Here is an 11,674-nt window from a genome sequence, read left to right as displayed (position 1 = left end):
AAGGTTTCACATCATAATCTGCATAGAGACTGCCTTTGCCTTACTTCTGAAGATTTTATTACATATCTTCTTTGCCTTGACAGCTCGGACACTCATAAACATGCACAAAATAAAGTCCAATATGGTGAAATCGTTTCCCTAAGCAATCTGGACATGTGCCTGCTTCGCGCATTTGTTCCCGTCGTTTGTCTCGCTGATTAGCTAAGAAATTTACAAATTTCATAAAAAACCTCCCTCATGTTTTTGACTATAGGTTTTCCTGATGGGAGGTCTTTTATTCGACTAGGTGTATTTATAACAGCATCTGCTTGATTGTACTTTTAAACTATAATCACGTTTTCCAATAATACAAAAAGGATAGATAGAGCAGTCTTATGACGCTCATCTATCCTTGATTTTTATCCTATATAATGTTTAACGCTATACAGGCGTCTATCACTATTTCCTAACAAATATCTGATTTTTGATACAACTATCATATACAAGTTATTCTTCTACTTTGTATTTTTCTTTTTTTCGAAGAAACGGCCACCAGTTTCCTTCTCCAAGCGTTACGACAATCGCTGGCATAAGAAGCGGAAGAATAACAAGGCCATAAAGTAAAAGACCAATAATAACAACCGTTGCTACATGCACAAGTGTTAATACACCTGATGGCATCATAGCTCCAAACGTTCCGGCTAAGATAATAGCAGCAGTGATAATAACCGACCCCATCTTACTCATGGACGTAACCATCCCTTCTGCTACGCCGCTTTTCACTTCTTCGTTAAAACGGTCTAACAAGAAAATAGAATAGTCAATTCCCAGGGCAACCAAAATAACAAAACTAAAGAATGGCACGGCCCAGCTGATTCCGTCATTCCCCATTATATCCACAAATAGAAGCTCTGAGATTCCCATTGCTGTATAATACGTAAGCAGCAGTGAAGCAATCATGTATACAGGCATTATCATTGAACGGAATAAAATGGTGAGCACAATAAACAGTCCAATCATCATAATAACCATTGTGCGTGAAAGATCCGTTGTAGATAAATCTTTTAAATCCGCATTTGAGCTCGATACCCCTCCGTACACAATTTCTGTATGCTCAAACGGCGTATCAACGACTTCGCTTGCCACCGCTTTTTCAATATTTTTTACGGTTGAAATAGCTTCTTCAGAATATGGATTTTGATCGAGCACTACACTTAGCTTAACTCCTTTTCCATCTGCAAAAGAATAGTTATCGATGGATTGTTTAAACCCTTTATCTTTCATCACTTCTGCTGGAAGATAAATCCCCGTATCTCTAACTGTTGGGCTGTCACTCATGTTATCAAGCATATCTGCTGCTTTTGTTAAGCCATCTGAGATCTTCGTCAGTCCGTCATTCGCACTGTTAACGCCTTTTGCTAACTGATTGATGCTGTCTGATAACGTTCCAACTTGACCTTGCTGAGCTGAAAGATTCTCATTTGCTTGTTGGAGACCGGTTTGAATGGTAGTAAGCTGTTTACTGATTGCAACAAGCTGAGGAACCGCTTGCTGCACATTTCCTGTTGTAGAGAGCTGAGTGCTGACAAGCTGCAGCTGTTGATTAATTTGAGCTAACCCGTCTGCAGCAGGTGCAAGCAACCCGCCAGATTTCTCTTTAGAAGCAGAACCCGTTTGGTCAGCTATTTGATTTAGCCCTTTTTCAACATCACTTAATCCTTTTTCTACATCTCCGATTCCTTTAATAGCATCTTTGATTCCGTCTGATACAGAGCCTAGCTGTGAATTAACATATAAATCATCGATCTTTTCTCCGGTAGGCTGTGTGATAGTCATGACAGAATCCACGTGATCCACTTTTTCAATTGCTTTGCTTATATTTCCTAAATAAGGAGTAATATCCGCCTTTGTTAACTCTTTATCTCCTTTAATAATAACATTGACAGGAAACGCTTTTCCTTCTCCCAGTGCATCACTGATAGCTTTTAGTCCTTTTATAGATTTATAATCACTGCTGATTTCAGCAGTAGAATCAAACGATACTTTTGAGTCGTACGTTACAATAAAAGGCACGGTAATAATCGCTGTAATGACTAAAAACACGAACGGTCGCGCCACTGCCTTTTTTCCTAAAAATCCCCACAGCTTATTATCGCTATGAGAAGCCACTTTTTTAGACGGCCAAAATAATTTTTCTCCAAGTGTAACCATAAAAAGTGGAAGCAGAGTAAATAAAATGACTAGCAGTACACCTACCCCCACTGCTACGCCGACAGCAGATTGGAAAATGGCAAACTTGGCAAATCCGATGGCCGCAAACCCAATAAATACGGCAATTCCACTGATAAATAGCGTTCTTCCTGCTGTACGGTAAGCTGTGATTGTGGCTTCTACTTTATCATGTCCGTTTGCCAATTCTTCACGGAAACGATTAAGTAAAAGAATGCAGTAATCCGTACCAATTCCAAACAAAATAGCTACTAAGAACGTTTGCGTAAACGTTGAGATTGGAAAATCTACATTTTTAACTAAAAGCCCTAGTAACGATTGACTGATTAAGTAGGTGATTCCCACAATTAAAATAGGAATAAACGGGGTCACTACTGAACGGAAAACGAGTAAAAGCAAACCTAAAATCAAAAAGATGGTAATAAACTCGGTTTTCTTTAACCCTTCTTCTGAACTGTGTGCAAAATCTTGATTAATAAGGGATGCACCTGTTACATATGCGGTAACGTCTTTTGGTACGCTGTCATAAATCTGATCCGCTATTTTTTCAACTTTTTCGTCCGATCCACTGACAGTAAGCGGAACTAAAATGGTTTTTTTGTCTTTAGACATTAATTGATTACGAACATCTTGATCATCTGTTAAAGGCGTTGTGACATCTTTTACACCTTTAATTTTCTCTGTCTTATCAATGATTTTCTGTATTTGTTTCTCACTATCTTTATTTAATGCTTTATCTAACTTGATAACCATGCTGATGGTATTACTGTCTTCCCCGGCGTCTTTTAAAATTTGGCTGGCTCTAGATGAAACAGCATCGTCGGGAAGCTGCGACTGTCCTTTTTCACTTGCGAGCTTTGTTAAATTCGGTGCCGTTAGCATCAATATAACCGTTAAAGCTAAAATAAAGGCAGCAATCACCCATTTAAATTTCACAATAAATTTCATTGTTTGCTTTCCCCTTTTGTAGTTAACTTTTCTTTTGCCATTGTAAGAATTTCAATAAATGTATCTATTTTTTCTTCTTCTACATCATCAAACAAATTCTCAATGATACTAAAACACGCGGCATTTCCGTCATTTATTACCTTTTCTCCTTCAGCCGTAATCTTAATAAGCTTAGAACGTTTATCACTTTCTAGTTCGTTAGTGTCCCACTCCACGAGCCCTTTTTCGAGCAGTTTTTTGATTCGATTCGAAATGGCACTTTTATGAACACCTTGCAAGACAGCAAGACTGCCAGGTGAAGATGGACCTTTGATCATTAAACTATTTAACAAATCAAACTGCTGCCTAGAGACATGTTCAAAGAGGTTATGGCTGATCTCTCTATGAATTACTTCTGTTCCTACAAACAGCACTTCTTCAAAAAGTTCTACAGCTTGATATAACTTGCTTTTTGTCACTTATTTCCCTCCTTTGCTTATTTAGTTTATAGGTATAAACTATTCAACTTTAAAAATAGTTTATAGGACTAAACTTTATTCTGTCAATAAATTTATGTCTGACTGTCTTCATAATATGATAAAGATAAACGGAATTCTAAAAGATACCGCTTACATCAGCTTTTTTGGTTGTCAAAGCTCAATCACTTAAGTATTATTAGTAATTGACTTCTTTTCAAGGAGATATAAATTTTATACACAGAAAGGGTGATCACACATGAATACAATGCATGCTAATGAGCAGATCAGTAAGAAAGATTCCTTTCCAATTGCTCTCATCTCGTTAACTCTTGGAGCTTTTGCTATTGGAATGACGGAATTTGTTATTATGGGGATACTGCCTAACGTTGCGGAAGACCTTCATGTTAGCATTTCGACTGCTGGCCAGCTAATTACAAGCTATGCTTTAGGAGTAGCAATCGGCGCGCCAATTTTAACCATTTTTACTCATCGACTTCCTCAAAAGCTTCTGCTTTGTTTACTCATGCTTTTATTTATTCTCGGAAATGCGATTGCTATTATTGCACCTAGCTATGGAATTTTAATGGGAGCTCGTTTAGTTACGGCATTATGTCACGGTACTTTCTTTGGAGTAGGCGCTGTTATTGCTTCACGGCTCGTACAACCTCATAAACGTGCAAGTGCTGTCGCAACGATGATGGCAGGTTTAACCATTGCAAATATAATCGGCGTTCCTGTGGGAACATTCATTGGGCAACACTTAGGCTGGAGAGCTTCGTTTGGGGCTATTACGATCATGGGGATTATTGCATTTATTGGTATTATTCTGTTTATCCCAAAGCTTGGTCAAGACAAATTAACGGGTCTAAAACAGCAGTTTGCTGCTTTTGCCCAACCAAAACTTCTTGTGATGCTTCTTTTAAGCGCAATAGGATGCGGCAGTTTATTTACTGTTTTTACGTACATTACACCGCTTCTTGAAGATGTTACAGGAGTAAGTGAACATAGCGTTACATGGATACTTGTATTATATGGATGCGGCGTTACGCTTGGAAACGTTGTTGGAGGCAAGCTTGCAGACTGGAAGTTAATGCCTTCCGTTGTAGGTATATTTGCTTTTCTTTGTATTGTGCTGACTATTTTTACGTTTACTGTTAAAAGCCCAACAGCAGCTATTATCACCCTGTTTTTCTGGGGAGCAGCAGCATTTGCTGTAATGCCTGGTATTCAAGTAAAAATCATGAACTTAGCACAGGAAGCACCTGCTTTAGCTTCTACTTCAAATCACTCATTTGCTAACTTAGGAAATGCTTTTGGCGCCTTTTTCGGAGGCGTAATTATTAATCATATGGGACTTACTTCACTTCCTTGGGTCGGCGCCATTTTTGTAGGAACTGCCTTTATTATCAGCACTTGTCTTTTTATTGTGGAAACACGCAAAAAGCATAGTGAACAATCTTCCTAACTGTCTAACGACCGAACAACAAGTAAAAAAGAGCCTTTCTTTGCTGAAAGGCTCTTTTGTTTGCTTTTAACTTGCTTTTTTCATTTCTTTGCTTGTTAATCGACTGTGTTTACGAGAGTAACCGACATACACAAATATACCAAGCACAATCCATATGCTAAAATACAGCCATGTTGTTTTAGGAAGATTAATCATTAAAAATAAACAAGATAATACAGATAAAATTGGTAAAACCGGGACAAACGGCATTGTAAATCCACGTTTTAAAGTTGGGTGCGTTTTGCGTAAGATGATAATGCTGACGCCCACCATGCCGAAAGTTAAAAGAGCTCCGATATTTGCTAAATTTGCAAGTTCTTTCAGATCAATAAATCCTGAAATTAACGCTCCGATAATCCCTACTAGCCAAGTAGAAAGAGTCGGTACTCCTGTTTTCTCATTTGTTTTGGCAAATACTTTTGGCAGCAAGCCGTCGCGGCTCATCGAGAATAAAATGCGTGTTGCTGCATAAATGTAGGCGAAAATAACAGCCATGATTCCAATGACAGCTCCTGCAGCAATAACTCCTGCCACTGCATTTTGTCCTACTGAATGAAGAACATAGGCCATTGCTTCTGGAACATTCAGCTCCTTGTATGAAACAACTCCAGTCATAACAAGGCATACTGCTACATAAATAATCGTGCAGACCACGAGTGAACTAATAATTCCAATGGGCAAATTGCGCTGCGGGTTCTTTACTTCTTCTGCTGATGTAGATAGAGCATCAAAGCCTAAGAAAGCAAAAAATACGGCCGCTCCCCCTGTAACAACACCTTCAATTCCATAAGGCATAAAAGGAGTCCAATTAGACGGCTTCACATAAAAAGCCCCTACAATAATAAAGAGAAGGATAATAAATAATTTAACAAGCACCATAAAGTTATTCACTTTTTTACTTTCTTTTGTTCCTCTTGAAAGCAGCCATGTAATAAGAAGTGTAATACAAATAGCAGGAAGGTTCACTAGACCTCCATTTGCAGGGATCGTAATCAATTCTTTTGGCAGTGAAAAACCAAAGCCTTCTAAAAAATTGTTAAAATAAGAAGACCATCCATTTGCTACTGCTGACATTGTTAATAAATAGACGGAAAGCAACGTCCAGCCCATTAAGTGTGCTACTACTTCTCCAATAGTTGCATATGTATAGGTGTAAACGCTCCCAGATACAGGTATAGTTGAAGCAAATTCCGCATAGCACAGCGCTGCAAAACCGCATACAATAGAAGCCAATATAAAAGAAAAAATAACGGCTGGCCCAGCATCGTTAGCAGCTACTAAGCCTGTTAATACTAAAACCCCTGTTCCTATTACGGCTCCAATACCAAGAAGAGTCAAATCGAATGCTCCTAATGTTTTGACTAGAGATTTGTTTTGACTTTGTTCTAATAATTGCTCGATTGACTTCTTTTTAAATAGTTTTCCCATTGCACTCTCTCCTCTCTGTTGCCACTCATCCATTAAAAAACTTGAAAATGACGTCTTTTCCCATTTGGCTGCGCGTTTTTACTTTAGATACAGAAGTAATTATATAGAAATAATTACTAACTTGTCTATTAGTATACTAATATCATTATATATATTTCAAGAGTTTTTGTAAGCGATTTCTCAATATCGCTCTATTTTGGTTTTATAAACTAAATAAAGAGATTATCATTGTGCTTATGTATAATAAGTTTGAATAAAAATAATATTCTAAAGAATTATTTTATATGTTTTTAGATAACTTTTTTACTAACTATCTTCAGATATAAATTCCTGACATAGAGATTATTTACAGAACGATGAATGTTTTATCTTACCGGGTGTTATAATGATGAAAACTGAAGTGTATGAAGGGCGGAGAGAGATGCTTAACTTACTTATTGGCTGTATTTTGTTAGCGTTAGGAGTGTACTTTATGTTTAAATTTCTTTTTTACTCTCCTTCTAAAAAGAAGCGAGATCAGCAAAACATGAACAAACCATCAGATGAGGCTTCAGCTTCATCCCGTACAAACGATTCGAATGGAATAAGATAAATTTTTTTATAAAATACCGGCGTTTGTCTAAGGCAAAAGTTATACTGCTGATATATATTATCTTATACCCTTCTAGTTCAATATTCCCTTCATCTTGGTGTAAGACAAGATGAAGGGAATCACTATCCGACTTAACACAATAGGATTTTTTTATTTGGTAAGATAATTGATTTCAATAGATTCCGTTTGAATTCATTTCTTTGTTCAAGTGTCCAGCTGCTTCTTTCACACTTACTGCTCCAATATTTTCCTTTCCGTGCTTTCGCATGGCAAGCGATTCATTTTCCACTTCCTTATCTCCTATCACGGCCATATAAGGAACTTTCAGCATTTCGGCTTCTCGAATTTTCAGCCCTATTTTTTCAATACGATCATCCACTTCAACACGATACCCTTTTAACTCCAGCTCGTGTTTCACTTTATATGCATATTCCACATGCGGCGGTGCAATAGGCAATAGTTTGAGTTGAACAGGAGCTAACCAAAGAGGAAATTGACCTTCATAATGTTCAATCAAGATGGCCATAAATCGTTCAACGGAACCGTATATAGCGCGGTGAATCATTACGGGACGATGAGGTTTATTGTCTTCTCCAATATACATACAGTCAAACTTCTCTGGCATTAAGAAATCAAGCTGAACTGTTCCGCACTGCCAGCTGCGACCTAAGGAATCTAAAATATGAAAATCGATTTTCGGCCCATAAAAAGCTCCGTCTCCTTCATTCAGCTGATAGTCTAAGCCTTTTTTACTTAACACAGATTGAAGCGACTTTTCTGCTTGGTTCCATGTTTCAATATCTCCCATGAATTTTTTAGGACGTGTGGATAGCTCCACTTTGTAATCGAAGCCAAAATGTGAGTAAAAGTCATGGATAAACGCTAGAATGCGGCTAATCTCAGCTTCGATCTGACTGATTTCTACGAATAAATGAGCGTCGTCCTGTGTGAATGACCGGACTCTTAGCAATCCGTTTAAAGACCCAGAAAGCTCGTGACGATGAACTAATCCAAGCTCTGCGTATCGAATCGGAAGTTCTCGGTAGCTCCTTCGCTTGCTGTTGAACAATAAAATAGCTCCCGGACAATTCATCGGTTTAATCGCATAGTTTTGTTTGTCAACATTTGAAAAATACATATTCTCATGATAGTGCTCCCAGTGCCCTGATTGTTCCCAGAGCTCCTGTTTCATCATAATGGGTGTTTTTATTTCTTGATAGCCTGCTTTGTAATGTTTTTGTTTCCAGTAATTTTCTAACTCATTTCGAACAATCATTCCGTTAGGTAAGAAAAACGGCATACCAGGAGCTTCTTCCATCGACATAAACAGCTCCAGTTCTTGACCTAACTTTTGATGATTTCGTTTTTCTGCTTCCATTTGTTTTGACATGTTCATTCCTCCAATATGTTTTTATTCAACAAAAAAACCGCACTCATCCCTAGTAAAGGGACGAATGCGGCCGTGGTACCACCCTAATTCCGTAAAATATCCATACGTATTTTACGCTTAAAAAGATAACGGTTTTACCGGTTGCGGTTTCAGTGTATACACATTCCCCGCCGCAGCTCCAAGGTGGTAAATTCATTTCGTTTTCTAAGGGTTCTCAGCCAGTGACCCTACTCTCTGTAAAGAAAATTCAAAAATGATTCATGTCCTTTTCATTGCTTGTATATTCTTTTTTTCTACATAAAAAACCGCACTCATCCCTAGTGAAGGGACGAATGCGGCCGTGGTACCACCCTAATTCCGTAAAATACCTATACGTATTTTACGCTCAAAAAAGATAACGGTTTTACCGATTGCAGTTTCAGTTATGCACGTTCCCTGCAATAGCTCTAAGGTGGTAAATTAGATGATTTCTTAAGGGCTCTCAGCCAGTGACCCTATTCTCTGCGAAGAAAACAGCATCTAATTCGTGTCCTTTTCATTGCCAAATACTGTTTATTAGTTGTTAAAAGCGATTATAGTGTATAAATTTAACAGAAGTCAAGAAGTAATTTTTTATTTTTTAAGGTTATAGAATTACTTTATGCTTGAATTTCCGAAAAGTTACTTAAGAATACACGGACTTAAAAAGTTTTTTATTATACTATTAACGACTACATTCCATTCTTATTTTTACCTTTATTTTCACAACAATAAAGGCGCAAAAGAATGATGCCAGGAGTCCATATTTGTTTTATCTAAGCCGTATTAACGAAGTGAAACCCAATACTATTCCAAATCAGAACAAGTAACATAGCACAAGCATCATCAAGTTTTTTATTTATATATTAAAATATTAAATATACCTTTTTCTACTCACCCAAATATTTGACTTCAATCCGTAGAAACTATTTTTTATCTATCTTTAGACGGAAGCTCATCATGCATGCTTCCACTTTGCGGAAAAATCCGTTTTTTCCTGATTTGTTCTTTAAGAATAACATCAAGCTGCCGCTGAATTTTCCTTGTTTCATTTGTCGAAAAATACAGGTGAGCCAGATTTACTGTTTCTAACGGATCCTTGGTCAAATTGTACATTTCAATTTGATCGGGAACACGTGTTGTTTTAAGGGTAGTAAGACTTACAGGGTAACCTTCATATTGCTCTCGGTGGTTGACTTTATCTTTTTCGTCAGCTGCTGACCAAAATCGCGGATTATCATGATAGCGAGCGTATTTCCAAATTTCCTTTCCTGCCGCTGACGAAAACTCGACAATGACTGCTTGAATGTGATTGGGCTGAACAACTGACGGGTAGCTTTCTCCTGAAAAATTTGTTTGGTGAAGTCCTTTCGTCGGGTCATCATCCGTCATGAAGAAAATCGGTGTTTTTTCTTGCTCAGCACACGTTTCTCCTCGGAATATACGTGACAGGTCTCGCCCAACAAATGGATGTACTTCCGTATGACTTTTTTGTAATTGCTTTTGAACAGCGGAAGCATCGATATTAGCTAAACTAAGCATTGTCGGGATCAAGTCAACGTGACTATTCAGCAGGTCTGTACGTTGATAATTTGGAAATAAACATTTGTGGTGAATAAGAAGCGGCACGTGAATAGATTCTTCATACATGTTGTACCATTTTTGATGTAGTCCCCCATGAGCTCCAAGCAAATCACCGTGATCAGACGTGAAAATAATAATTGTATTTTCATAGAACGAAGATTGTTCTATGGTCCGAAGAACTTTTAAAATTTGTTTATCAACATTTTTTTGCAGCTGATAATACAAGCGCCGGTAGAAGCTAGAATTTTGGGTTGGCTGCAGCGCTTTTGGATAGATGTATTTATAGCTACTTTGAGCGCTAGGCTTTGTTTGTAAAGATTCTCTAATGGTAGGTGGCGGCTCGATGTTCGGAATCGTCTCGTCAATAGAAAACTGAAACATAGGAAGGTGTTTGGTAATCGCTCCGAACAGCGCAATGTCATGCGGGTTCACAAACGAAGCTACCATGAGCCAAGGCTGCGCAGTCGTTTGATGTTCTAATCGTTGAATAAGCTCTATGATTTCCTCTGCATATATTTCGTCTCGTCCGTTCACTCCAACGGCCGCAGATGAACCAGAATTGCGTGGGTTTCTCCCTTCCGGTTCTGGACCAATCCATCCTGAAAAACCAAACTTTTCAAGTTTATTAGCCCGTTGATAGAGGCACTCTTTTTCTGGATCCGGTATTCCTGTTTGCATCTGGTAGCTAGAAAAAACGTTATGTGTTCCTGAAATTAAGATGTTCTCATCAGAAATATGCCATTTTCCTTTATAAAAGGTTTGATACCCAGCCTGCTTAAAATAATCTCCCATGGTTGGGACGGTATTAGGCTGCAGCCAAAACATATCAGGATCTTGTGACTTTTTTGCGATACCTTGCGTTTGAGTAACTCCGTGCAAGGAAGGGTATTGCCCTGTAAACAATGTAGCTCGACTCGGTGAACAGGCTGTAGAACCGACATAGTGACGGGTAAACTCCATTCCATGCTGTTTTAAAAATTCATGTGCTTTTAAATGTTTTTTTCGCCACTTTTTTAGTTCTTTACTTTCATATACGGGTGGAAATCGCTCCTCGTCCACGATAATAAACAAAAAATTAGGCTGCTCCTGCATGTTTACTCCTCCGCGTGTTTATCAAATTTTCTGTATTGATAAACTATGTAAAAAGTACTTTTTTTAGAAGAACGGAGTACGGTTCATGTCTTTTTATGCCCAAACAAAAAAAGACTTGGAGGATTTCTCTAAGTCTTTCATAGCTCGTTTCAATACGATATTCCTTATTTTTTGTATGCTTTTAGCTGCTGATTTCGTTTATAGGTACCAATTATACTAGGTATACCTACAAAATTATGCTTATCATAAAACTCCACATCATGTAGCACCAATCCCCTGTAAAAAGTGCTACTCCCATAAAAAAACGAGCTGACCAACAAGAGCTAACCATGAAGCTATCCAAGCAAACATCATATTCTCTTTCAAGTTATCACCTCATATTTTTAATTATGAATGACTTCTTATATTTTACCATGAAATTCTAATTTTAAAGGTTGTTCTACTGTTTATTT

At 37.8% G+C, this 11,674-nt stretch carries 8 protein-coding genes and 2 other annotated features; of the genes, 2 read left to right on the top strand and 6 right to left on the bottom strand.

Annotated elements, in window-relative coordinates:
* Positions 1-58 precede the first annotated feature (58 nt).
* The 3 genes from LIS78_RS12650 to LIS78_RS12640 all read right to left on the bottom strand — a co-directional run bounded on the left by LIS78_RS12650 (position 59) and on the right by LIS78_RS12640 (position 3,614).
* Entirely contained in the window at positions 59-223 is a 165-nt protein-coding gene (locus LIS78_RS12650; protein WP_016764155.1) for a hypothetical protein, read from the bottom strand.
* Positions 224-486: 263 nt separating this feature from the next.
* Positions 487-3,156 (bottom strand): MMPL family transporter, encoded by a 2,670-nt coding sequence (locus LIS78_RS12645; RefSeq protein ID WP_252285288.1) that lies wholly within the window; start codon positions 3,154-3,156, stop codon positions 487-489.
* Positions 3,153-3,614 (bottom strand): MarR family winged helix-turn-helix transcriptional regulator, encoded by a 462-nt coding sequence (locus tag LIS78_RS12640; protein WP_195783169.1) that lies wholly within the window; start codon positions 3,612-3,614, stop codon positions 3,153-3,155. Before LIS78_RS12640 ends, LIS78_RS12645 begins: the two co-directional genes overlap by 4 nt.
* A 256-nt stretch (positions 3,615-3,870) precedes the next feature.
* Between LIS78_RS12640 and LIS78_RS12635 the strand changes: the two genes are divergently transcribed.
* Entirely contained in the window at positions 3,871-5,079 is a 1,209-nt protein-coding gene (locus LIS78_RS12635; RefSeq protein ID WP_116072193.1) for an MFS transporter, read from the top strand.
* Positions 5,080-5,145: 66 nt separating this feature from the next.
* On the opposite strand, the gene LIS78_RS12630 is transcribed toward LIS78_RS12635, so the two are convergent.
* The gene (locus LIS78_RS12630; RefSeq protein WP_252285287.1) at positions 5,146-6,546 is read right to left on the bottom strand and encodes an amino acid permease; all 1,401 of its coding nucleotides are present in this window, start codon (positions 6,544-6,546) and stop codon (positions 5,146-5,148) included.
* A 388-nt stretch (positions 6,547-6,934) separates the two neighbouring features.
* Between LIS78_RS12630 and LIS78_RS12625 the strand changes: the two genes are divergently transcribed.
* Complete coding sequence (locus LIS78_RS12625; protein ID WP_229754606.1) at positions 6,935-7,138, top strand: hypothetical protein; 204 nt, start codon at positions 6,935-6,937, stop codon at positions 7,136-7,138.
* A gap of 172 nt (positions 7,139-7,310) precedes the next feature.
* Here LIS78_RS12625 and thrS read toward each other — a convergent pair whose 3' ends face one another.
* Together thrS and LIS78_RS12615 are read right to left on the bottom strand one after the other, a co-directional pair.
* Complete coding sequence (gene thrS / locus LIS78_RS12620; RefSeq protein WP_252285286.1) at positions 7,311-8,528, bottom strand: threonine--tRNA ligase; 1,218 nt, start codon at positions 8,526-8,528, stop codon at positions 7,311-7,313.
* Between the two features lie 53 nt (positions 8,529-8,581).
* Positions 8,582-8,810: a binding site (T-box leader), on the bottom strand.
* Positions 8,811-8,849: 39 nt separating this feature from the next.
* Positions 8,850-9,076, bottom strand: a binding site (T-box leader).
* 403 nt (positions 9,077-9,479) lie between these two features.
* Complete coding sequence (locus LIS78_RS12615; protein ID WP_252285285.1) at positions 9,480-11,222, bottom strand: sulfatase family protein; 1,743 nt, start codon at positions 11,220-11,222, stop codon at positions 9,480-9,482.
* Positions 11,223-11,674 lie beyond the last annotated feature (452 nt).

Source organism: Priestia megaterium (genome assembly GCF_023824195.1).
In the GTDB taxonomy this organism is placed as follows: domain Bacteria; phylum Bacillota; class Bacilli; order Bacillales; family Bacillaceae_H; genus Priestia; species Priestia megaterium_D.
Note: the sequence above shows the minus strand (reverse complement) of the source record. Positions and strands in the feature narration are given on the sequence as shown.

Bases quoted from the DNA above. Each gene is read 5' to 3' on its own strand.
- LIS78_RS12650 (WP_016764155.1), bottom strand. From the start codon at position 223: ATGAAATTTGTAAATTTCTTAGCTAATCAGCGAGACAAACGACGGGAA.
- LIS78_RS12625 (WP_229754606.1), top strand. From the start codon at position 6,935: ATGAAAACTGAAGTGTATGAAGGGCGGAGAGAGATGCTTAACTTACTT.
- thrS (WP_252285286.1), bottom strand. From the start codon at position 8,528: ATGTCAAAACAAATGGAAGCAGAAAAACGAAATCATCAAAAGTTAGGT.
- LIS78_RS12645 (WP_252285288.1), bottom strand. From the start codon at position 3,156: ATGAAATTTATTGTGAAATTTAAATGGGTGATTGCTGCCTTTATTTTA.
- LIS78_RS12615 (WP_252285285.1), bottom strand. From the start codon at position 11,222: ATGCAGGAGCAGCCTAATTTTTTGTTTATTATCGTGGACGAGGAGCGA.
- LIS78_RS12630 (WP_252285287.1), bottom strand. From the start codon at position 6,546: ATGGGAAAACTATTTAAAAAGAAGTCAATCGAGCAATTATTAGAACAA.
- LIS78_RS12635 (WP_116072193.1), top strand. From the start codon at position 3,871: ATGAATACAATGCATGCTAATGAGCAGATCAGTAAGAAAGATTCCTTT.